At 72.5% G+C, this 22,605-nt stretch carries 22 protein-coding genes and 1 pseudogene; 5 read left to right on the top strand and 18 right to left on the bottom strand.

Annotated elements, in window-relative coordinates:
- Positions 1-175 precede the first annotated feature (175 nt).
- Both ABT170_RS38525 and ABT170_RS38520 read left to right on the top strand, forming a co-directional pair.
- Positions 176-1,297: an adenosylhomocysteinase gene (locus ABT170_RS38525; protein ID WP_351875547.1), complete on the top strand. Its 1,122-nt coding sequence runs from the start codon at positions 176-178 to the stop codon at positions 1,295-1,297.
- Entirely contained in the window at positions 1,294-1,845 is a 552-nt protein-coding gene (locus tag ABT170_RS38520) for an NUDIX hydrolase (protein ID WP_351875544.1), read from the top strand. The genes ABT170_RS38525 and ABT170_RS38520 overlap by 4 nt, the downstream gene beginning before the upstream one ends.
- A 43-nt stretch (positions 1,846-1,888) precedes the next feature.
- Here ABT170_RS38520 and ABT170_RS38515 read toward each other — a convergent pair whose 3' ends face one another.
- The 4 genes from ABT170_RS38515 to ABT170_RS38500 form a co-directional block, all read right to left on the bottom strand.
- A complete protein-coding gene (locus tag ABT170_RS38515) occupies positions 1,889-2,308 on the bottom strand; it encodes a hypothetical protein (RefSeq protein ID WP_351875541.1) in 420 nt (139 codons plus the stop codon).
- Positions 2,309-2,332: 24 nt separating this feature from the next.
- Positions 2,333-3,082 carry a precorrin-4 C(11)-methyltransferase gene (gene cobM / locus ABT170_RS38510; RefSeq protein WP_351875538.1) on the bottom strand — a complete coding sequence of 250 codons (750 nt, stop codon included), beginning with the start codon at positions 3,080-3,082 and terminating at the stop codon, positions 2,333-2,335.
- A complete protein-coding gene (gene cbiE, locus ABT170_RS38505; protein WP_351875535.1) occupies positions 3,079-4,365 on the bottom strand; it encodes a precorrin-6y C5,15-methyltransferase (decarboxylating) subunit CbiE in 1,287 nt (428 codons plus the stop codon). The genes cobM and cbiE overlap by 4 nt, the downstream gene beginning before the upstream one ends.
- Before the next feature lie 165 nt (positions 4,366-4,530).
- A complete protein-coding gene (locus ABT170_RS38500; RefSeq protein WP_351875532.1) occupies positions 4,531-5,247 on the bottom strand; it encodes a TetR/AcrR family transcriptional regulator in 717 nt (238 codons plus the stop codon).
- Between the two features lie 170 nt (positions 5,248-5,417).
- Between ABT170_RS38500 and ABT170_RS38495 the strand changes: the two genes are divergently transcribed.
- Positions 5,418-5,822 (top strand): YciI family protein, encoded by a 405-nt coding sequence (locus ABT170_RS38495; protein ID WP_329944852.1) that lies wholly within the window; start codon positions 5,418-5,420, stop codon positions 5,820-5,822.
- Between the two features lie 25 nt (positions 5,823-5,847).
- Positions 5,848-7,113: an RNA polymerase sigma factor gene (locus ABT170_RS38490; RefSeq protein WP_351875529.1), complete on the top strand. Its 1,266-nt coding sequence runs from the start codon at positions 5,848-5,850 to the stop codon at positions 7,111-7,113.
- A gap of 109 nt (positions 7,114-7,222) precedes the next feature.
- On the opposite strand, the gene ABT170_RS38485 is transcribed toward ABT170_RS38490, so the two are convergent.
- The 14 genes from ABT170_RS38485 to ABT170_RS38420 form a co-directional block, all read right to left on the bottom strand.
- Complete coding sequence (locus tag ABT170_RS38485) at positions 7,223-8,209, bottom strand: aldo/keto reductase (RefSeq protein ID WP_329944851.1); 987 nt, start codon at positions 8,207-8,209, stop codon at positions 7,223-7,225.
- A 218-nt stretch (positions 8,210-8,427) separates the two neighbouring features.
- Positions 8,428-9,156 (bottom strand): discoidin domain-containing protein, encoded by a 729-nt coding sequence (locus ABT170_RS38480; RefSeq protein ID WP_351875526.1) that lies wholly within the window; start codon positions 9,154-9,156, stop codon positions 8,428-8,430.
- Positions 9,157-9,821: 665 nt separating this feature from the next.
- Positions 9,822-10,412 (bottom strand): phage tail protein, encoded by a 591-nt coding sequence (locus ABT170_RS38475; RefSeq protein ID WP_329944849.1) that lies wholly within the window; start codon positions 10,410-10,412, stop codon positions 9,822-9,824.
- Between the two features lie 4 nt (positions 10,413-10,416).
- Entirely contained in the window at positions 10,417-12,471 is a 2,055-nt protein-coding gene (locus ABT170_RS38470; protein WP_329944848.1) for a putative baseplate assembly protein, read from the bottom strand.
- Positions 12,468-12,899 (bottom strand): GPW/gp25 family protein, encoded by a 432-nt coding sequence (locus tag ABT170_RS38465; protein ID WP_329944847.1) that lies wholly within the window; start codon positions 12,897-12,899, stop codon positions 12,468-12,470. The genes ABT170_RS38470 and ABT170_RS38465 overlap by 4 nt, the downstream gene beginning before the upstream one ends.
- A gap of 6 nt (positions 12,900-12,905) precedes the next feature.
- Positions 12,906-13,193 carry a PAAR domain-containing protein gene (locus tag ABT170_RS38460; protein WP_351875521.1) on the bottom strand — a complete coding sequence of 96 codons (288 nt, stop codon included), beginning with the start codon at positions 13,191-13,193 and terminating at the stop codon, positions 12,906-12,908.
- A 117-nt stretch (positions 13,194-13,310) separates the two neighbouring features.
- Positions 13,311-15,308, bottom strand: coding sequence for a VgrG-related protein (locus ABT170_RS38455; RefSeq protein ID WP_351875518.1), 1,998 nt, complete (start codon positions 15,306-15,308; stop codon positions 13,311-13,313).
- A complete protein-coding gene (locus ABT170_RS38450; protein WP_329944844.1) occupies positions 15,308-16,108 on the bottom strand; it encodes a CIS tube protein in 801 nt (266 codons plus the stop codon). Before ABT170_RS38450 ends, ABT170_RS38455 begins: the two co-directional genes overlap by 1 nt.
- Before the next feature lie 4 nt (positions 16,109-16,112).
- Positions 16,113-16,550 carry a phage tail protein gene (locus ABT170_RS38445; protein ID WP_266932484.1) on the bottom strand — a complete coding sequence of 146 codons (438 nt, stop codon included), beginning with the start codon at positions 16,548-16,550 and terminating at the stop codon, positions 16,113-16,115.
- 113 nt (positions 16,551-16,663) lie between these two features.
- Entirely contained in the window at positions 16,664-18,433 is a 1,770-nt protein-coding gene (locus ABT170_RS38440) for a hypothetical protein (RefSeq protein ID WP_351875514.1), read from the bottom strand.
- 193 nt (positions 18,434-18,626) lie between these two features.
- A complete protein-coding gene (locus tag ABT170_RS38435) occupies positions 18,627-18,770 on the bottom strand; it encodes a DUF6760 family protein (RefSeq protein ID WP_018099790.1) in 144 nt (47 codons plus the stop codon).
- Complete coding sequence (locus ABT170_RS38430; protein ID WP_351875510.1) at positions 18,767-19,228, bottom strand: hypothetical protein; 462 nt, start codon at positions 19,226-19,228, stop codon at positions 18,767-18,769. The genes ABT170_RS38435 and ABT170_RS38430 overlap by 4 nt, the downstream gene beginning before the upstream one ends.
- Positions 19,228-19,671 (bottom strand): phage tail protein, encoded by a 444-nt coding sequence (locus ABT170_RS38425; protein WP_266932489.1) that lies wholly within the window; start codon positions 19,669-19,671, stop codon positions 19,228-19,230. Before ABT170_RS38425 ends, ABT170_RS38430 begins: the two co-directional genes overlap by 1 nt.
- Positions 19,672-19,731: 60 nt before the next feature.
- The gene (locus ABT170_RS38420) at positions 19,732-21,273 is read right to left on the bottom strand and encodes a phage tail sheath family protein (protein WP_351875507.1); all 1,542 of its coding nucleotides are present in this window, start codon (positions 21,271-21,273) and stop codon (positions 19,732-19,734) included.
- 385 nt (positions 21,274-21,658) lie between these two features.
- Between ABT170_RS38420 and ABT170_RS38415 the strand changes: the two are divergent.
- Positions 21,659-22,605: pseudogene (locus ABT170_RS38415) on the top strand (hypothetical protein); the annotation flags it as partial.

The raw sequence follows: 22,605 nt of genomic DNA, 5'->3' as shown, positions 1-22,605 counted from the left end.
CGACCCTCCGGTCGCACTTCAGGGCCGGAGAGACACCGTGCTGACCCGCTCACTGTCGGCGCCTGCCTGGACGCCGCCTTCGCCACCGACCGACTCCTGTTCGGCCCCGTCCACACGACCTGGACCACCCAGTCTCTCCATGCACGGCCCGCACGCTCGACGAGAGGGAACTACCGTGGAATCCTTCGAACGCGCCCGTCTGGACGCCTACTTCTCCAAGATCGTCGGCCAGTTCGCCCCCGCCGAGCAGGCCGCGGCCTTCCTGGTCACCCACCTGCTCCCCGAGCGACCCGCCTTCGTCCACGCGGTCGCCTCCCTCTCCAGACTGCGGGCGGTGCTGCCCAAGCCGAAGTCCATCAGCCCGTCCGCCCAGCGCGAGGTCGAGCGGGCCTTCCCGGTCGACGCCCTGACCCGCGAACTGTTCGCCGAGACCGACACCGCCCTGGACTACTTCGAGTCCCGGGCCGCCGGCGAGCCGGTCGCGCTGCTGGACGTCGGCGGCTACTTCGCTCCGGCCCTCACCGACCTCCACGAACGCTTCTCCGGCCGGATCGCCGGGGTGATCGAGGACACCGAGAACGGCCACCGCCGATATGAGGACCTCGACAAGCTGCCCTGCCCCATCATCTCCGTCGCCCGCTCGCCACTGAAGGACCCCGAGGACTTTCTCGTCGGCCAGTCCGTGGTCTTCTCCACCGAGGCCGTCATGCGCGGACGCGGCGACATCCTGCACGGACGACCCGCCCTGGTCATCGGCTTCGGCAAGCTCGGTTCCAGCATCGCCCGGCTGCTGCACGCCAAGGGGGTCCAGGTCACCGTCTTCGACATCGACCCCGTCCGCCGCACCCAGGCCCTCTCCCAGGGCTTCGCCGTCGCCCGCGACCGTGAGAGCGCGTTGACGGGGGCCGGACTGGTGCTCTGCGCGACCGGCGCGGTCTCCCTGCAGGGCGAGGACTTCCCGCACCTTCGCAACGGCGCCTACATCGCCACCGTCACCAGCAGCGAGGACGAACTCGACCTTGCCGGGCTGCCGAACGTCTACACCCGCACGATGATCGGCGACCATGTCACGCGCTACCAGACCACAGGCCATTACTTCTATCTGGCGAACGGCGGGAACGCCGTCAACTTCCTGCACGGCGCCAGCGTTGGACCGTTCATCTTCCTGATCCAGGCAGAGATCCTCGCCGCGATCAGGATGCTCACCCGCAATAACCTCGACCCCGGTATGCACGAGGTCAGCGCGGCCGACCGAGCCGCCGTCGCGGCGACCTGGCTCTCCTACTTCAACAGGTGATCGACTTGCCCGTCACTGAAGCCCACCTCCGCACCACCCTGACCGCCTACCTCGACGAACACCCCGAGGAGAAGCCCGGTCTCGCACCCGTCCTGGACCTCCTGGACTCCGGCGCAGACCTCACCGTCCGCGACGAGTTCCGCGGCCATGCGACCGTCGGCGCGATCCTTGCCGGACCGGACGGGCGCATCCTTCACGTCCACCACCTCGCCCTGGACAAGTGGCTCCTGCCCGGCGGCCATCTGGAGAGCGCGGACGAAACGCTGCTGGAAGCGGCCCTGCGGGAGCTCGCCGAGGAGACGGGGATTCCGGCCGACGCCGTCACCGCAGTGAGTCACCTGCCCGTCCACATCGACGTCCACCCCATCCCCGCCAACAACGCCAAGGGGGAACCCGACCACCAGCACATCGACTTCCGCTTCCTCTTCCGCACCACGGCCGACATCGGTCAGCTCCAGACCGAGGAGGTGACCGGTGCCGCATGGCGCGACCCCGACACCGTCGGCGACCTGACCCTCCGGCGGCGTGTCGCCCACGCCCTGCGCTGACATCCGGTCCGGCAGACGTCCGGTGACTCCCAACCCTGCGCCGTCACTGCCCCGGAAGCTGGACCCACGGAGCGAACCGCTGGTCGGGGGCCGCGTCCTCTCGCCAGTACCTGAGGACCGTCTCCTGCACGATGTCGAGCCGCTCCGCGGCGACAAGGCATGAGGCGGGCTCCCACCCGCCGGCGTCCGCTTCGAAGACGACCAGCACAGGCGGCCTTCCGCCGAGCTGCTGCGTGACCCTCAGCAGCTCCTCGGGCGTGGGTGCGCGAAAGACGGGATCCTGAAAGGCCGCCGGACAGCGGACCAAGAGCGGGGCGGTGAAGACCAGTTCCAGCGCGTGGTGATAGCTGAGGTCGAAATCGGCGGCAAGCCGGAACTGATCACGGCCCCACGCGAGGACGTCCCAGTCCCACCAGGACCCTTCAGGGAGTTCGAGCGCGGCATGCGGTCGTTCGACGGCCACCTTCGGACCCTCAATCTGTTCGCTTCAGCACACGTGACGGTCGCGCTCCGGTGAGTACAGGTGGCTGTCGCGGAACTGCTCCGCCCCCAGCGTGCGGCCCACCATGATCACCGCTGTCCGGACGATTCCGGCCGCCTTCACCTGCTCCGCGATGGAGTCCAGCGAACCCCGCAGGATGATCTCGTCCGGCCGGGACGCCATGGCCACCACGGCGGCCGGGCAGTCCGCGCCGTAGTGCGGGAGCAGTTCCGCCACCACCCGGTCGACGTACCCCGCCGCCAGGTGCAGCACGATCAGCGCGCCGCTGCGGCCCAGGGTCGCCAGGTCCTCGCCCTCGGGCATCGCGGTCGCACGCTGGGCGATCCGGGTGAGGATCACGGTCTGGCCGACGGTCGGCACGGTCAGCTCGCGTTTCAGCGCGGCGGCTGCGGCGGCGAACGCGGGCACCCCGGGCACCACCTCGTACGGCACCTCCGCCTCGTCCAGCCGCCGCATCTGCTCGTTGACCGCGCTGAAGACCGACGGGTCGCCCGAGTGCAGCCGCGCCACGTCGTGGCCTTCGGCGTGGGCCCGTACCAGCTCCGCCGTGATCTGCTCGATGTCGAGGTTCGCCGTGTCGACCAGCCGCGCGTCCGCCGGGCACTCGGCCAGCAACTCGACCGGGACCAGGCTGCCCGCGTACAGACAGACCGGGCTGGCGGCGAGGATACGGGCGCCGCGCACCGTGATCAGGTCGGCCGCACCCGGTCCGGCGCCGATGAAGTACACGGTCATGGAGTGTCTCCTGTGGTGTCTGCTGAGGCTGGGGCTGGTCCTGGGGCTGGGGCTGGGGGTTTGCGGCACGACCACTGCGTTACGGGCATGGCCTGGCGCCAGCCGGTGAAGCCGCCGACGGGTACCGCGTGTGCCACCGCAAGGCGCACCAGCTCGCCGCCGTACGCCCGGTACCGCTCGGCGAGCAGCGCCTCGGACTCCAGGGTGACCGTGTTGGCGACCAGCCGGCCCCCTGGCGGCAGCGCGTCCCAGCAGGCGTCCAGCAGCCCGGGGGCGGTCAGCCCGCCGCCGATGAACACCGCGTCGGGCACGGGCAGTCCGGCCAGCGCCGCCGGGGCCGGGCCGGTGACCACGCGCAGGGCGGGGACCCCGAGCCGGTCCGCGTTGCGGACGATGCGCGCGGCCCGCGCCGGGTCCCGCTCCACGGTGATCGCCCGGCACGACGGATGGGCCCGCATCCACTCGACGGCGATCGAACCGGAGCCGCCGCCGATGTCCCAGAGGAGTTCGCCGGGCGCGGGCGCCAGGGTGCCGAGCGTGGCGGCCCGGATGTGTCGCTTGGTGAGCTGGCCGTCGTGCTCGTACGCCTCGTCGGGCAGCCCGGGTACGGCGCCGAGCCGCAGCGTGTCCGGGGCGCTCCGGCACTCGACGGCGATGACGTTCAGCGGGTCGCCGGGCAAGTGCGCCCAGGTGTCGGCCGTGCCGTCGACATGGGCCTCTCCCTCGGCGCCGAGCTGTTCCAGCACCCGCAGCCGGCTCGGGCCGAAGCCGTGCTCGCGCAGCAGGGCGGCGACGGCGGCGGGCGTGGCCGCGTCGGCGCTCAGGACCAGGAGGCGGCGGCCGTCGTACAGCGCGGCGGCCAGCCGGGCGGCGGGGCGGCCCACGAGGGTGACGACCTCGGTGTCCTCCACCGGCCAGCCGAGGCGTGCGCAGGCGTACGACACCGAGGACGGGTGCGGCAGGACGTGCAGCGCCCCGGCGCCCAGTTCCTCGGTGAGCGCCCTGCCGATCCCGTAGAACATCGGGTCCCCGCTGGCCAGCACGGCGACAGTGCTGCCCCGGTGTTCGGCGAGGAGGCGCGGGACGGCGGGACGCAGCGGGGACGGCCAGGGCACGCGCCGCCCGGCGCACGATGCGGGGAGCAGCGCGAGCTGGCGCTCGCCGCCGATCAGTACGCCGGCGCCCTGGAGCGCGGTGCGCGCCGGAGCGGACAGCCCCGCCCAGCCGTCGGCGCCGATCCCCACGACGGACACGGGGTGCGCGGGCTTGGGGGCAGGAGACACAGCCGGGACCTCGGTGTTCGGGCAGGGGAGGAAGGGGAGGGGAAGGGAAGGAACGTGGAGAGGGAGGAAGAGGAAGAGAAAGGAGACAGGCAGGGCGGCCGGGTGCTGGTCGGCGTGGTCGGGGGTGGGAGACGCAGCCGAAACTCTACTTAACGGGCCCTTCCCTCAGATGCGCAGCCCCTCCGCGAGCAGCCCCAGATGGTGGTCGTACAGCGCCGCGAGATCCGCCGTCCCGTCACCCTCGGCCCAGTGCCGTACGACGGCGGTGAACACCGCGACGACCGCCGCGGCGGCGCAGTGGGCCTCCAGGTCGCCCGGCGGGCGCCCGGTGCGCTCGGCGATCAGTTCCGCGACGAGGTCCTGGCCGTGCTGCTGCTCGTCCAGCCTGCGGGCCCGGACGGCGGGGTCGCGGAGACCCAGCCGGGTCCGGAACAGCAGCTCCTCCCGGTCGGCGGCCGACAGTTCGCCCAGGGACTCGGTCAGCGCGTGGCGTACGGCGTCCACGACCGGCTCGCCGGTGGCCGCACGGGCCCGGAGCGCGCGGGCCAGCGAGAGAACCTGACCGTGGTCGTGGTCCTGCCCCCGGTCATCGGCCAGGACGATGTCCTCCTTGGCCGGGAAGTAACGGAAGAGCGTGCTCGGGGAGACCTCGGCCGCGCAGGCGATCTGGTCCACGGTGGTCTCCTCGTACCCCTGCTCCGCGAACAGGCGGTAGGCCTCGCGCCGGATGCTCCGCCGGGTCCGCAGCTTCTTCCGTTCGCGCAGCCCCATGGGCAGGCCGGGTGGTCCGGACGGTCCCGTCAGGCCGGGCGGTCCGGGCGGTCCGGACAACGCGTCCGCGGCTGCGGGCACGGTCGAAGTCGGGGTCTCCTTGACGCTCATACGGGCAATTCTCCGGCAACCGGCGTCCCGGCGGCACCACCCCGTACGGGGCAGGCCGAGTGATTCCGGAGAAGTTCCGCGCGTGGTGTCGAGAAACCGTCCCCGGCTCCGACGTCCCCTGTGAAAGCCGCCCGACCCCCGGGCGGACACAGGAACCGAGGAGCGGACTCATGAAGTATCTGGTGATGGTCCAGGGCACCCAGGCCGACTACGACACGATGTCCGGCAAGGGATCCGAGCACAGCGTGACCTGGAGCGAGGAGGACATGCGGAAGATGTTCGCCTTCATGGAGAGCGTCAACAACGACCTCGCCGAGTCCGGTGAGCTCGTGGACGCCAACGGTCTCACCGAACCCGCGCAGACCCGTTTCGTGAGCGCGGGCAAGGACGGCCGGCCGGTGATCTCGGACGGGCCGTACGGGGAGACCAAGGAACTGCTCGCCGGGTACTGGGTGCTCGACTGCGAGAGCCTGGAGCGGGTCACCGAGATCGCGGCGCGTATCGCGCTCTGCCCGCAGCCCGAGGGCGCACCCGAGTATCCGGTGGTCATCCGCCCCATCCAGGGCGAGTGCTGAGTACGCCGAAGGCCGGAGGCCGCATGTGAGCCATGAGGAGGACCGGATCGGGAACCGGATCGAGGACCGGATCGAGGACCTGTTGCGCCTGCACGCGCCGCAGGTCCTCGGCGCGCTCGTACGGCGGTACGGGCACTTCGACGCGGCCGAGGACGCGGTGCAGGAGGCCCTTCTCGCGGCGGCACGACAATGGCCGGAAGAGGGTGTGCCGGACAACCCCCGCGGCTGGCTCATCAGGATCGCGTCCCGGCGGCTGACCGACCGGCTGCGCGCCGACTCGGCCCGGCGCAGACGCGAGGAGACGGCGGCGGCGCTCACCCCGAGGGACGCCTTCACCGCACCGCCGCCCGGGGAGAGCCGTGCCCCCTCCGAGGACGACACCCTCACCCTGCTCTTCCTGTGCTGCCACCCGGCGCTCTCCCCCGCCGCGCAGATCGCGCTCACCCTGCGTGCGGTCGGCGGCCTGACCACCGCCGAGATCGCCCGCGCGCACCTGGTGCCCGAGGCGACCATGGCCCAGCGGATCAGCCGGGCCAAGCACAAGGTGCACGGGACCCCGTTCCGGCAGCCGGGTCCCGAGGACCGTGACACGCGGCTGGCCGCCGTGCTCCAGGTGCTCTACCTGATCTTCAACGAGGGTTACACCGCTTCCTCCGGCCCCGCCCTGCACCGTGCGGATCTCGCCCACGAGGCCGTCCGGCTGACCCGGTCGGTACGACGTCTCCTGCCCCGGGAGGGCCGGGTGACCGGGCTGCTGGCGCTCATGCTCCTCACCGAGGCCCGCAGCCCGGCGCGCACCGGCCCGGACGGTGAGCTGATCCCCCTCGACGAACAGGACCGCACCCGCTGGGACCGCTCCGCGATCGAGGAGGGCTCCGCGCTCGCCGAGGAGGCGCTGTCCCAGGGACCCGCCGGGGACTACCAGCTCCAGGCCGCCATCGCCGCCCTGCACGACGAGGCGGAGCGCGCCGACGACACGGACTGGCCGCAGATCCTCGCCCTGTACGACATCCTCGTGCACCGCACCCGCGACCCGATGGCCGCGCTGGGGCGGGCGGTCGCCGTGGCCATGGTGCGTGGCCCGCGGGCGGGTCTGGCGGAAGTCGCCCTGCTGGAGGGCCCGTTGGCCGGACACCATCGGCTCGACGCCGTACGGGCCCATCTGCTGGAGCGGGCAGGCGACCCGGCCGGGGCGCGCGCCGCCTACCGGTCGGCCGCCGACCGCACCCTCAGCGAACCCGAGGCGCGCTATCTGCGGAGCCGGGCGGACGCGCTGCCCCCGTCTCCGTGAATCCGGGCCGGGAAACGGGTGGGGGAGGCGGATGGGAAGGCGGATGGGGAGGCGATTGGGGAGGCGGGCGCGGAACCGGGCGCGAAACCGGGCGGTGCGGCCGGGCGCCTCACCCGGCCGCGTCCATGCGGGCGCGCTGCTCCGGGCTGAGCTCCAGCTCCACCGCCGCCAGGCTCTCCTCCAGCTGTGCCACGGACGACGCGCCGACCAGCGGGATCACCGGCAGGTCGCCCCCGATCAGCCAGGACAGCACCACCTGGTTCACGGTCGCGCCGGTCTCCTTCGCCACCTCGCGCAGGACAGCGAGACGGGCCGGGGTGCCCGCGTGGTCGTGGGCGGGGCCGAGCGGGCGGTCCTCCCGTACGTAACCGCCGCTCAGCAGGGGCGAGTAGGCCACCATCGCCAGTCCCGGCTCGGTCCGCAGATAGCTCAGCATGTCCCCGCCGACCAGGCCCTGGTGTCCGTCGTCGGAGAGCTGGCCGGGCAGGTCGATTCGCTGGCGCAGATACGTGTGGTGGTACTGGAGCACCTCGTACCCGGGCAGCCCGGCCGATGCCGCGATGCGCCGGGCCCGCTCCACCTTCCACGTCCAGTGGTTGCTGACACCGAGCAGGCCCACCGTGCCCTCGGCCACCAGCGCGGCGAAGCCCTCGACGGTCTCCTCCAGCGGCACGCGCGGGTCCTCGATGTGCGCGTAGAGGAGGTCGAGCCGTTCGGTGCCGAGGCGTTCCCGGCTGCGCTCGGCGGCCCGCCGGATCGCGTCGGCAGACAGCCCCTCGGCGTTGTCGACGTAGCTCGTACCCTCCGCGAGCGGGCTCGCGCCGAGCTTGGTCGCGACCACGATCTCGTCGCCGGCCCCCCGGCTGCGGCGCCAGCGGCCGAGGACACCCTCGCTCTCGCCGCCCCGGCTGCCGGTGAACCAGAACGCGTAGTTGTTGGACGTGTCGACGAAGGTGCCGCCCGCCTCGACGTACCGGTCCAGGATCGCGAACGACGTCGCCTCGTCGGTCGCCGTACCGAACAGCATGGCGCCGAGGCTCAGGACACTGACCTCGCGGCGTGTGCTCGGGTCGTTGCCGATCGTGCGGTAGCGCATGGAGTTCCCCTCGTACGGCCCGCTGCGGATCGTGCGTGCGGGCGACGGGAACGGAGTCTGCGTGTTCGCGTGCACTTCAAGTCAAGACCGGTGGCCCATGCCGACGGCAGGAGCAGAAGCAGGAGCGGAAGCAGCGGCAACCGCAGCGGCACAGGCAGGAAGCCAGGAAGCAGGGGGCAGGGGGCAGGAAGCAGGGGGCAGGAAGCAGGGGGCAGGGGCTACGGCCTCCGCCCGAAGAACTCGATCTCCGCCACGGCCACCCGGCGCCCCTCCCCCGTGCCGTACGCCGAGTCGACCGTGAGCCGGGCCCGTACGGTGTCCGAGCCGCGCACGTCGAAGGTCTGCTGCCCCGCCTGGTCCCGCAGCCTGAGCGTCCGGCGCGTCTCCTTGCCGTCCTTCGCGGTCAGCACCACGGTGAGCCGCGCCGGGCGTGCCTGCGTGAGGAACTCGTCCTTGCGCGCCGAGGTCCCGGAGAACACGACGACCTTCATCACCCGTACCGGCTGGGCGAAGTCGCACTCCAGATACTCCCCGGCGCCGTCCCCGGCCTCCTTCGGTGCCCAGTAGCGGTTGTTGAACCCGTCGAAGGCCGCACCCGCCGGATGGCCCGACACCGCGCTGGAGCCGCGGAACACGGACGGCGGCACCGACTCGGGAGTGCCCGTCTCCTCCTTCGCGAAGCCGAACAGACCGGGCAGATGCGGAAGCGCGAACCAGATCCCGACGGCCACCAGCAGCAGCACGACCGGCAGCCCGAGCCTCGGCCGCCGCCACCCGCGCCTCGGCCTGGCCCCGGCCGCGTGGGCCTGCCGGGGACCTCGGCTGAAGAGCCGCCGCCACCACGGCGGGCGGATGCCGGGAGGCGGGCCGGGGTCGAGGAGCAGGGCGCAGCGGACACAGAGCGTGCGCCCCGGCGCGTTCTCCGTACGGCAGTTGGGGCAGCGCACCGGTGCCCCGGAGGCGACGGGGCCCGGCGTCTCGGGGACGACCGGTCCCGGCCCTGGATCGGGCCACGCGTCGGGCCCCGGAGCGCGCCCGTCGTCCGTCCCTTCCCCGGGGCGCCGGGGAGCAGCGGTGCCGGACAGCGGAGCCGGAGCGGTCGGTGGGGGTACGGGCAGGGGTACGGGGGTGGGTGCGGGCGTGGGGCGTACGGGGAGCGGCTCCGGCGCGGGCGCAACCGGCGCAACCGGCGCGGGCGCGGGCGCAACCGGCCGAGCCGGCGGAGGCCGAGGCACAACCGGAGGCCCAAGCACGGGCGGCTGCACTGGCACAGCCGGTGGCACAGGCGGTCGCGCAGGCACGGACGGTCGTACGGGCTGCTGAACAGGCACGGCCGGTGGCACAGGCGGCTGTACTGGCGGCTGGTTTGGCGGCTGTACTGGTGCTTGTACAGGCGGCTGTACTGGCACAGCCGGTGGCATGGGCGGTCCTACAGACGCGGGCGGTTGCGCGGAGGGCGCACCCCCCGCACCCGCACCCGCCCCTCCTCCCGGAGCCGGCCCCGGCCCGTGTACCGGCCCCGGCCCCGGCTCCGGCTCCCAGGCCAGGAACGCCTCGCAGGACGCGCAGAACTCGCGCCCCGGCGGGTTCCGGTGGCCGCACGACTCGCAGATCACTCCGCCTCACCCCCCGAAGCCACCGGCCCCGGACTCCCGGCCGGCGGCAGGATCTCCAGCGTGAACCCGACGTGCGCGGGAACCTCCGTACCGATCAGTTCCTCCAGCCGCACCCGGTCGACGCGCCGTCCCCGCCCCGCTTCCGGTTCGCGGACCCGGACCGTCACCCAGGCACGCGGCAGGCCCGGCAGCGGGGTGAGGGGCCGGGTCGACCACGCCGTACCGCCGCTTTCCACGATCTCCGGTTCGGTGCCGGTCTCCAGCCGCACCGCCTCCGCCAGCCCCCGCGGCGTCCCGCGCCGCGCGTGCCGCGCCACCGCGCCCCGGACCGCGGCCCGTTGCCGGTCCGGGGTGCTGTCCTCGTACGGCTCCACGGCCACCCACTGGGCCAGCCAGTCCAGGAAGTCGTCGGGGGCGCTGCGGGGGTCGAGGTGGGCGGGGAGGTTGTCGATGGTGAGCAGGACCGGGGCGAGTACGTCGTCGAGCGCGGCGAGGAAGCGCTGGAGGAAGTCCTGCTCCAGGTAGACGGCGGGCAGTTGCTCGATCAGCGGGTGCGGGGTCGGGAGACCGGGAACGCCGGTACGCATCGGTTCAGCCCTCCCGTACCCGGAGCGCGTGCTCGTAGCTGAAGACCAGGGCGTGCCGGTCCAGCGGAATCCTGGTGGTGGCGTCCGTGCGCTCGCCGGTCACCGGGTCGGCCCGGTAGAGGCGTACGTCCTCCACCAGGTCCACCCCCGGCACCCGCTGGAGCACGGCGAACGCCTCGCCCGACTGGATCGGCCGGCCGAACGGCCAGCCCTGCCCGTTCGGCCCCCCGGTCAGCGGGTTGAAGTACCCGTACAGCGCGGTCAGCGCCGTCTCCCGGACCCGCTCGACGACCGCCCCGCGCTCGGCCTGCACCGTGGCCACGACGGTGACGCCCTGGTAGAACGGCGGCTCGACGACCAGCCGGGCACCGATCGGACGGCGGGCGTCCAGATGCTGCGCGATGAGGCCCAGCGTGTGGGCGGGCGGGATGAGTTCGTCGAACTCGATCCGGCCCTGTTCGTCGCTGCGTCCGGCCGGTACGACGAGCAGCCGCACCCCGCCCGCGTCGGCGCCCGCGCCCGTGTGCCCCCCGGCGCCACCGTTCCCCGGCGCCGCCCCGCCCGTACCCGCCCCGCCCGCTCCGCCGGTCGCGGCACCACCTGCCCCTTCGCCGTCCTCCCCGGCCCGGATGCAGTGCACCCGTGCCGCGTCCGGGGCGATCTCGCGGGCCAGCAGCTCGTAGTCGTGCGGCACGACGGCCCGGTGCAGGGTCCGCAGGGTCATCGGCCCGCGCACCCGGGCGCTGTCGACGCTCTCGCCATCGACCCCGCCGAGCGCCGGACGGCGGTTCTCCACCCGGGCCACATACGGGATCGCGCTGCGCAGGACCCGCAGGGTGGACCGGGCGACGTTGCCGCGCAGCCCGCCCCCCGTGCGGTAGGAGCGCACCCGGACGACCGCGCCCTTGTCCGGGACGTCGCCGTAGTAGCGGATGCCGCCGTCCCGTTCCCGTACGGCGGGGCCGAACTCGACCCGCCCGGAGTTCGCGTCCAGCGTGACATGGCGGTCCTCGGGCCCGGAGTGCGCGAAGTCGTCGACCCGGGTCCACCGGGTGACCCCGTCACCGCCCACCGGGCCGGACACCTCGACGACGAACTCGCCGGGAACCACGGGCGGGCGCGCCAGTGTGAACACCTGGCCCGGCACCCCCTCCGCCGCCCCCAGCACCTCGTCGGCGACGGTCTCCGCGTGCTCGGCGGCGACGGTCGCGCCGATCGTGAACGCGGTGATCCGGCGGACCACGGGCGGTGCCATGTACGTCGGCTGGCCCGGCTCCGCCTCGATCAGACGGCAGCGCAGCCAGCCGCCGGTACGCCGCACCACGGCCGCCGGGACATGCGTCCTCGGCAGGTGCAGGATCAGCTCACCGGAACGGTTGAAGCCGCCCGTGTCGTCCTTCTCGACATCGCAGACCGTCCAGGCGGTGCCGTCCCACGCCTCCCAGAGCAGCGGTGGCCGCAACGGGTCGACGCCGACGCCCTCGACCCCGCAGTCCAGCCGCAGGACGAGCACGCCCGCCGGAACGGCCGCCGACAGCCCCACGTACAGACAGTCCCCCGGCGCCGGGGTGGCCCCGAAGCACGCCACGTCCCGCCCGAGCGCCAGCTCCTCCGTACGGTCCACGGCCTCCCCGGGCGAGGGCCAGGTGGCGAGATGGGCGAAGGCGCAGGGCACGATGGTCAGGGTCTCGGAGGTGGTGAAGACGACCGCCTCCTCCGTCTCCGTACGGACCGTGGCGACCTCCGTGCCGGCCCGCACCACCACCGGCTCGGGCTGCGGTGCGGACAGCCGGAACGTCACATCGGTGTGCGCGGCCGTGGGCGGGTGGAGCCGCACCCCGATCAGGTCGAGGAAGGTCAGATAGCTCTTCTCCGGCACCCGGTTCACCCGGTAGACGAGCTGGTCAACCATGGTCGCGAACGCCTCGATGAGCGTCACCCCGGGGTCGGACACATTGTGGTCGGTCCACTCCGGGCAGCGCTGCTGCACCAGGCGCTTGGCCTCGTCCACCAGGCCCTGGAAGCGGCGGTCGTCCAGATGCGGACTGGGCAGCGTCACGCGCCGGTCTCCTCGTCGTAGGTCGCTTCCTGGGCGTGCTGCGGAATCACATAGAACGGGAAGACCAGATTCCGGGGGTCGTTGGCACCGCGCACGGTGTACCCGATGTCGATGTAGAGCACCCCCTCGTCCGCCTCGTCGAACCGGACGACGACCTCGGCCACCTCGATCCGGGGCTCCCAGCGCTCCAGCGCGAGACGCACCTCGTACGCGAGCTGCCCCGCGGTCCCCGCGTCGGCGGGCGCGAACACGTAGTCGTTGACGGCGCAGCCGAACTCCGGCCGCATCGGCCGCTCCCCCGGCGAGGTCGCCAGGATCAGCCGGATCGACTCCTCCAGCTCGTGCTCGCCGCGCACGAGCGCGATCGACCCGGTGGCGTCCGTACGCGGCGGGAACGCCCAGCCCGCTCCGATGAACTGCTGTCCCATGCCGACTCAGCCCCCGATCAGCACCGACGCGCACCCGGACACGACCGGCGCCCCGCAGCCCGCCAGGTCCCCGACCCGGGCGGCGGGCTGCCCGCCGATCAGCACGGTGTAGCTGCCGGGCGGCGCGATGACGGACGGCGGATGGGCGGCGGGGGACGCGCACTGGTGCGGGGTCCCGACCGTGGCGGCGGGCTGCCCGCCGATGAGCACGGACGGCACACCGGGCGGCCCGACCGTGCCGGGGTGCCCGGTGGGGTCGCCGACCCGGGCGGCTGCGGCTGCTGCTGCCGACATGCGGTCCACTCCTGTTCGTGTGCGTGTTCGTGTGCGGGTTCCTGTGCGGGTTCCTGTGCGTGTTCGTGTCACGTGATCCTGTGCGTGCTTCCCTTGCGTTCCTCTGGTGCGCGTACGTCAGTTGAGCTTGATCATCGGGGCGTTCACGGACACCGAGGCCCCGCTCTTGATGTCGGTGCGCCGGGTGCCGTTGACCGAGACCTGGCCCCCCTGCACCTCCACCGCTCCACCCGTGGAGAGCGCGACCTTTCCGGTGCCGCCGTCCAGCGCCACACCACTGCGGGACGTCAAGGTGACGCTGTCACCGGAGAGTTCGAGAGCGCCGCGCCCGGCGTCCAGGGCGACACCCTTGGCCGCCGTGATGGAGACCTGCTCCTTGGCCTCGATCGTCACGCTGCCGTCGCTGTGGATGACGATGGCCGTGCCCCTGCGGTCGAGGTCGATGGTGAGCTTGCCGTCGCCGGTACGGAGCCTGACGCCCTGCGGGCCGTTCGCCGCGTCCAGCAGCTCCAACTGGTTGCCGCTCCTGGAGGCGAAGGTGCGCCGGTTCACGGCACCGCTCGTGGGGTCGACCAGCTCACCTCCGTCACCGCCACCCGGAGCACCACCGGCCCCGGAGCCTCCCCCCGGACCGCCCCCCTGAGCACCACCAGCCCCAGAAACACCAGTGGCCGCAGGAACACCACCTGCCCCGGAGCCGCCACCGCCTCCCGAGCCGCCTCCCGGCCGGTCCTGCCCGTTGTACAGCCCGGCCAGCACGTACGGCCGGTCCAGATGCCCGTGCTCGAACCCGACCAGCACCTCGTCGCCGACCTCCGGGATGAACGCCTCGCCGCCGCCCGTCCCGCCCGACTGCGCCGTACGCGCCCAGTCGCTCGCGTACTCGTCCGACAGCCACGGGAACCTGACCTTGACCCGCCCCGAACCCTCCGGGTCCTGGGTGTCCGTCACGGTCCCGCTGACCAGCCCGGCGCAGCGCGACCCACCGTTGCCGCCGCCACCGCTCCCGCCCGGCGCTCCCCCGGTCAGCCCGAACAACGAGCGCTCCTGCTGCCCGGAGACCGTGATCCAGGTCTCGTACCCCCGTACGGCGTCGAAGACATGGCGCGAGGACGTCACCGTGTACCGGCCCTCGAACGGCGCGCCCACCGCGTTCAGTGCCACCGCGCTGCCCGCCCTGACCTCCGGGTTGCCCCGGATCACCGCCTCCAGCTCCGCGAACGACCCGGCGATCCGCTCCGCCAGGGCCTTCGCCGCCTGGTCGACCTGCGCCTGGGCCCCGTACGCCGCGTCCGTCACCACGAACCGCGCCTCGCCGAACGGGGCGCACACCTCCGCCGCCGTCACGCCCAGCTCCAGCGTCGAGGACTTCCCCGCCGGCGCCCTGCCCACCAGCGGCTGCTTGGCCTGGACGTCCCAGCCGCGCACCTCCACCTCGGAGACCTGCTCGGCGGCGGACACCCCGGCCCGGCAGCGCAGGAGATTGCTGCCCAGCTCCAGGACGAGCGGATCGCGGTCGGCACGCGCCGAACCGTCCGGCGCCCCGCTCGCCTCGGCGGGCCGGGTGATGTGCAACTGCCCGTCGCGCACGTACGCCTGGGCCCCGGCCTCCTCGGCGAGGCCGCGTACGAACTCCCAGTCGGTGATGTTGGGCTGGGCGATGTGTTCGAGTACGGGCCCGGCGATGTCCACGTTCCCGGGCTTCAGCCCGGCGCGCCGGGCGACCTGGCCGCAGATGTCGGCGAGGGTCATGTTCTGGTAGCTGGCCACCCGCCGCCCCCGGAAGAGGCGGTGCGACTCGTCGAGTCCACGTACGACGGTGAACGTTCCGGTCTCGTCCAGCTCCACCTCCAGGGCGGTCACCACCCCGTCGAGCAGCGGCTTGGGAGCCGTGTCACCGCCCGCGCGGGCCAGCAGCCGGGCCTCGCTGCCGATCTTCAGCCCGGCCTGTTCCAGAAGCACCCGGTCCGGGTCCCGGAACCGCAGCAGGAACAGGTCCGGGAGCGTACGGCTGTCGTCGACGTACCCCTCGACCAGCGTGTTCACGAACTTCGCCGGCAGCGGTGTGCCACCGAACTCCACCACCAGCGCGGTGGCGACGCCCTGGTGCGCCATCAGCCCCGCCCCTCCCGGTCGGCGGACCCCTGGAGCCGGCTCAGTTCGTCGAGGGCGGGCAGCAGGAGCTGGGTCCCCGGCGCGATCCGCATCGGGTCGTCGATGCCGTTCGCCTCGGCTATCACCCGCCAGGCACCGGCGTCCCCGTATTCCCGGTGGGCCAGCGACGGCAGCGAGTCCCCGGCGTCCACCCGGTGCACGCGCCGGGCGGCCAGGGCGCCCGAGGTCGGGTTCTGCCCCGGTGTCTCCCCGCTGATCTCCTCCATCGTGACCTGGCAGACAGCCCGGATCGGCACCCCGGAAGTGGTGAACAGGGTGTATTTCGCGGCCACTTGACTGACGTACCCGGGGAACCCCGTCAGCCCGCCCCAGTGGAAGACCACCCACGGCGGTGAGGAGCGCTGCTGCTGCCGGGTCTCGTTCGTCGGCACGCAGCACGCGAACAGCTGCTCCACCGAGGTCACCACCCGGGTGTCCTGGGTGTCACTGGCGTCGAAGAACATCTCGACGGTGAGCTTGCTGGGCTGTGACCCCTGGTACTCCGGCGGCCCGGAGCTCTTCGCCCCCTTGGCCGGAGTCCGCTTCCAGGACGCCGCCTTGGTCAGGCTCAGCTCCTTCGGGTTGAACTGGAAGTCGATCCGCCCGCACGGCCCGCCGGGCGTCAGCCCGCCACCGGTCGGCGGGGTCCGCAGCTCCAGGTAGGCGTGCTCCAGCTTGGGCCGGGCCGAGCCGCCCTTCGCGGCGGACGCCACCCCCGACGTACCGGCGGCGCTGAAGGCGATGGGTCCTGCCCCGGCCATGTGCTCAGCCCTCCATCACATAGCCGTGATGGGCGATCTCGATCGTCTCCATCGCGACCTTCGGCGACTCGGGCGTGAAGGAAGGACCGGTCCAGCGCACCGGAACGACCTCCAGCAGCCCCCACTCGGCCACCTTCCGCCCGTCCCCCGTCCGCGCCTCGATGTGCGCGGTCTTACGGCTGAAGCCGGTCGTCATCGTGGCGAACCAGCGCGCCACCTTCTCCGTCTCCCGGGTGAGCGGCCGGGACAGCTTCACGTTGGAGTACTTCAGCCGGGTCGGCAGTTGCCAGAGGTGGCCGTTGTTGCCGCCCTCCTCGCGGGTTTCGAGCACCACTTCGCACCCCAGGCCGTCACATGTGTTGAACGACCCCAGCTCGATGTCGTCGATGGTCACGACGAAGCAGACGCTGACGGCGGGGTCGCCGTCCTGGGCGGTGGCCATGACTCGTACCTCTCTCACTGGGTGGTGATCGGTGGCGGGTGGTCGTCGGTGACGCGTGGCCGCCAGGGCCGCGTGGCCGTCGGTGACGCGTGGTCATCAGTGGCGAGTAGTCATCAGTGGCGGGTGTTGATCAGGAATCCGGCGCGTTCGCGTTCCAGTCGGAGGTCGGCCTTGAGGAGACGGCTGAGCGGTGCGTACAGGGCCCGGACCAGCTCGTCCGTCACCACCGGCGCACCACCCCGGCCGGCCCCGGTCCCATCGGCCCGGTTCGTCCCCGCGTCCCCTCCATCGGCGGACGCGGCATCGGGACCGGGTTCCGGCTCCATGTCCGGTACGGAATCGGGTACGGAGCCGGGTTCGGGTGCGGGATCGGGCGGCGAGGGCTCCTCGCTGATCTCCGCGTCCCGCTGCACGACGGGCCGCGAGGTGCCGGAGGAGAACGAAGGGGACGAGGGGAACGAAGAGGACGAGGGGAACGAAGAGGACGGGGCGGTCGGAAAGACCACGCTCCCGTCGGGCATGCGCTGGGCGACCCCGGCCGCGACGGCGAAGGCCCCGGCCGTGGGGATGGCGCCCTGGCCGCCGCCCCCGGACAAGCCCCCTGCACCCGCCCCCGACACGGACGCCGGGACCGGCGGGGGCCCTCCGCCCGCCTTCCGCTGCACGGGAAGGCGCGAGGGCGTGAAGGGCGCGGAGGGCACTCCTCCCGGGAAGGGGACGGCGGCCCGCTGCACCGGGACAGGCCGTGCGGCGTTCGGACCCACGGACGCCACCGCCGACGCTCCCGAATCCGCGGTGGTCCACCGCACGGGCACGGCAAAGGGAGCGGCCCCCGGGCCCACGACGTCCGGCGCGGCGGCGGAGGGACCGGCCCGCGACGCCTCCCCGTCCGCCGGGGAACGCTGCACAGCGGGCCCCATTACCCCTTCGCTCCCGCCGGTACCGACAGCGGTACGGGGAACCAACGGCCGGTCGCCGAGCAACGGAGCGGTGGGGAGGGCGGACACAGCAGGTACGGCGGACGCGGCAGGAGCGACAACGGAACGCTGAACAGGGGCCGCACCGGCGCTGCTCCCCCCGTCCGCATCCCTGCCCCCGACCCCGCCCCCGCCCCCGCCCTCACCCCCGACTTCGCCTTCGCCTTCGCCTTCGCCTTCGCCGGACACGACGCCGACGAGCGGATCGTCACCGAGGAGCGGCGCGGTGACCTCACCCGCGTCCGGGCGACCGGCTTCCCCGCCCGCTTCCCCGACCGCCTCGGCGCCGCCTTCGCCCGCGGCCCCGGGCACGGACGCGGCGGCCTGTCGCTGAGCCGTCGGAGGCAGACCGGGCAGAGGCGCACCGAGTCCGGGTACGCGCCGGGGCGGCTCCCCCGCCGAAGCCGAAGACCCCACCGCGCGCTGAACAGCGCCGGAGACGCCGGCCGCCGGGGTCGGCGGAAGTGCCGGGGGCGCTACGAGGGGCTGCTCACCGACGAGTTGGCGTACGGGCAGATCCGCGAACGCGCCCTCGCCGACCGACGTCATGGCGGGGCCACCACCCCCGTGAACACGCTGCACGGGCGCGGGTACGGGGGCGGGCGCAGATGCCGGTACGGGTACGGCGGCCGGTACGGGTGAGGAAACCGCCTCACGCCCCGGCACGGTCTCCCGCCGCATGGGCATCTCGACGGTCCGCTGAGCCGTGCTCGCCGCCTGCGGGCCCACCACCGGCGCGGTGACCCCGTGGACGAGCCCGGCGGGCGCCTCTGGGCTGACGAGGTGCCCCAGCGGCGTACCGAGTGCGGTGTCCCGGCGGGTGGTCAGCGACTGCTCGAACCCGGAGGTGCCGATGACGAGGTCCTGCTCGGCGACGGTCCGCTGGATGGGCACGAGCCGGCTCACATCGACACGGTCGCTCCGCGCACCCGCGTCAGCCGTACCAGCCGTACCACCCGCGTCAGCCGTACCAACCGCGTCGCTCCCGCCCGCTCGTGGACCCTCCGCAGCGCCGGCCGGCGCGGACTCACCACGGGAACGACCTCCGCGCAGCCAGGACATCAGCCCCATGGATCCCTCGTCTCCCCTGCGCTACTCGCTACTGCCCGTTGAGGCGAGCGACCTGTGCGACGAACTTCAGGCGTTCCGGATGTTCCAGGTCCAGCAGGTCATCGAGCGGCCAGTGGAAGTGATAGGCGAGGTACGCGACCTCCTCGTAGAGCAGGTCGGCCGCGTACGTCACGATTCCCCCAGGCGGCCACCGGCGAGATCCACCGCGAACTCCTCCTGGCAGGACGGACAGGTGACGGCGGCGCGCGTGTGGCCCTCGGCGTTGATCCGCCGGTAGAAGTCCTGGAGGAACGCCAGGTCGGAGGCGAACAGATCCTCGATGACGCCCGGGTGGATGTCCTCGACGGTTCCGATCCGGGTGACGACGCGGGCGATCAGCACGACGGACAGGTACGCGGAGTTCTCCCGCACCCGGTCGTCCCGCAACGGCACCAGTTCGTCGCGGGCTGTCGCGAGCCGCATCACTCCGCTGCGGTGCACGGCGCCCGAATCGTCGACGTACCCACGAGGCAGCTCGAAGGCGAACTCGGTGCGCAGAGGCTCGGGTTGAGGTGCGCGGGGCTGCTCCCCACGCTCCGTCGGCCCCGCCTGCTGCTGGCCCGGGTTCTGGAACTGGACCGTACGCCGCATCAGTCGAGTTCCATGCTCTCGTACGTGATCGCCAGCTTCTCCGTCAGGACCGAGGTGTCACCGGCCTTGAGCGTGCCGATCTCCAGTGACTTGGGCCAGGCGTTGATCAGCTTGTAGCGCTTGATCGGCATGCCCTCGTAGTCGTAGACGATGACGGCGCCGTTGCGGCGGGCGTCCGTCATACGGCCGAACCGCGAGTCCTTGATCCACCGCTCGAAGCTGTTGTCCTCCGTGAGACCACGGGTGACGGTGACCTCTCCCGCCTTGGGGCGTCCGGGCAGCTTCTTGATGGCGTACTTGCCGTCGGCGGTGTTCTGCTTCAGCTCGATGACGTCCTGCTCCATCTTCAGACCGCTGACCTCGGTGATCTGCTTGATGATGACGCTGTCGAACTCAAGGCCGAAGGAATGCCCGACGGAACTGTCGAGATCGGGAAGTGGCACAACAGACTCCTTACGCCGTGCTCAGAGATGGGCCGGTCACCGATCGGGACGTCATCCCGGTCATTCGTCGATCCCTCCCGTGCCGCCGGTCAGCTGGGAGAGCCGGAACACCACGAACTCGGCCGGCTTGACCGGCGCGACACCGATCTCACAGATGACCTGACCTGCGTCGATACTCTCGGGCGGGTTGGTCTCACGGTCACATTTCACATAGAACGCCTCGTCGGGGGTCAGCCCGAACAGCGACCCCTTCCGCCATTCGTTGACCAGGAAGGCCGAGACCGTACGGCGGATACGGGCCCAGAGCGCATCGTCGTTCGGCTCGAAGACGACCCACTGCGTACCGGCGAGGATCGACTCCTCCAGGTAGTTGAAGAGCCGCCGCACATTCAGGTACCGCCAGGCCGGATCCGAGGCGAGGGTCCGCGCACCCCACACCCGGATGCCCCGCCCGGGGAAGGACCGGATGCAGTTGAGGCCGATCGGGTTGAGCAGGTCGTGTTCGCCCTTGGTCAGCTGCGTCTGCAACGCCACAGCGCCCCGTACGACTTCGTTCGCCGGGGCCTTGTGCACTCCCCGGGTGTCGTCGTTGCGCGCCCAGACCCCGGCGATGTGCCCGCTCGGCGGTACGAGGACGGGGCGGCCACCGGACGCGGGGGTGGCGATGCTGATCCAGGGGTAGTACAGGGTCGCGTACTTGGAGTCGTAGTTGGCGCGATCGGTGCGCCAGCCCTTGATCTGCTGGGGCGAGAAGCCCGGCGGCGGGTCGAGGATGGCGACGCGGTCGCCCATCAGCCGGCAGTGCGAGATCAGCCCCTGCTGGACGGCGATCACCGCGTCCAGGTCCAGCAGTCCGCGTTGCAGGGCACTCATCAGGTCGGGGATCGCGACCATGGTGACCTCGTCGACCGCTTCCAGTCCGCCCAGTCCGGTCCGGCGGTCGGCGTCACCGACGTACAGCTCGGGCGTCAGCGCCCCGGCACCACCGGCGACGGGAGCGGCGGGCGCGAGGGTGACGGCCTGCGGCTCGGGCCGGGCGGGCGCCGCGCCGCGCCCCGACTCCCGTACCTCGATGAGCTCGGACCTGGCGTTGACCCGGGTGGCGACGTTCTCCTTGCTGCGCTTCGTCGTGACGGACGGGTACGTCTCGGCGACCTGGCCGTCGCGCTTCACGATGAGCTGGAAGACGTCGGAGGGCGGATCGTCCCCCTCGGCCTCCGTGACCTCGACACTGATCTCCCCGGCCACGCCGGGCCGGGGCTTCACGGCGTACGGCCCGACCTGGACCTCCGCCCCGGCGGCCGGCTCGCCGCTCTCCCCGTCGCCGTCCTGCGCGGAACCGTCGTCGATCCGTACGACGTAGCAGATGCCACCGCCGTTGGAGAAGAAGCCGTGGACGGAGGAGGCGAGGTACGTACCGTCGACGAAGTCGCCGAAGGTGCTGACGAACTGGCTCCAGTTCGTGATCAGCGTCGGCTCGTCGAAGGGTCCCCGCTGGGCGAATCCCACGAAGGCGGCGACGGACGTGCCCACCCCTTCGATCGGCCGGGATCCGGAATCGACCTCTTCGACGTAGACACCCGGGGACAGGTACGACGGCATATGAGCCTCTCCTTGACGCGCTCCTCGACGTGCTGCTCGCCCCGTTCCACGACCGGGGAACGCCGGCAATTCTCGCCACTCGTTCGATCACCGGGAACGGATGCACGGCCGCCCTGCCGTGCACCGGCGGCTGCCCGAAGAGGCAACGCGTCAGCCCCGTACGAACCGTCCGGTGGTGCCCCCGCCCTCGCCCGCGCACACTCCGCCCACCCATGGCCGCGCCCGGCACCCTGACAGGCACCACGTCCGGGCGACCGAGGGCTGGCGGGAGGGTCGGGGAGTGAAGGCGGTTCCGGAGAAGGCCCCCACGACACCGACCCGTACCGGCACCGTCTCCCGCACGGACCGGCCCCCCACGACACCGTCTCCGTCCCCCTCTCCGTCCATGGACCGCCGCTCGCTCCAACGGCTCCAGCGGACGGCGGGGAACGCGGCGGTGTCACGCCTGGTGGCCCAGCGCTACACGGCCCCGGTGAAGCCGTCCCCGGCCCAGGCCCCGGGTTTCCGGGCGGTCAAGGCGGACGTGGCGGCGAAGAGGACACGGATCGCCGTCCACCCGCCCGCGGCTGCGGAGTCGAAGGCCTCGCAGGACGCGGCCGTGGCGCCCCCGGACGACAAGGAGGCGCAGGGCAAGGCGGCGAACGCGGAGAAGATGAATGCCGCGAAGCCGGGCGAGTTCGACAAGAAGGCGTTCGTCGACGCGGTGAACAAGGCGATCGACGCGCAGGCGCCCAAGAACCTCGACGAGGCCGACAAGTTCTCCAAGTCGGGGAAGGCCGACAAGGTCAAGGACGAGGTCGACGGGAAGGTCACCGACGGCAAGGAGTCCTCGGCCAAGGACATCGACACGGCGACGAAGGCCCCGCCCGACACGTCGGCCGCCCAGGACAAAGAGGTCACCCCCCTCACCCCGGACCAGGCCCCGCCGAACCCGGGCGCCCCCTCGGCGTCCGACGCGATCCCGGCGAAGCAGCCGGCGGCGGTCACGGACTTCTCCGAGGGCCCGGCCGCCAACGACCAGGCGATGGCCGACGCCGAGATCACCGAGGAACAGCTCGCCAAGGGCAACGAGCCGGAGTTCGACGAGGCGCTCTCCGCCAAGAAGACAGCCGAAACGGACTCCGCGAAGGCCCCCGCGAAGGGCCGGTCTGCGGAGAACCAGCAGCTTTCCTCGGCGAAAGAGGGCGCGGCGGCCTCCGGCGCCCAGGCCATGACCGCCCTGACCGCGACCCGCGCCGCCGCCGGGAAGCAGGTCGACGGCGGCAAGGGTGACACGAAGACCAAGGACGAGAAGAAGCGCGCCGAGGTCACGGCGAAGCTCCAGAAGGTCTA

Source organism: Streptomyces sp. NPDC001787 (genome assembly GCF_040297465.1).
Classification (GTDB): Bacteria; Actinomycetota; Actinomycetes; order Streptomycetales; family Streptomycetaceae; genus Streptomyces.
Note: the sequence above shows the minus strand (reverse complement) of the source record. Positions and strands in the feature narration are given on the sequence as shown.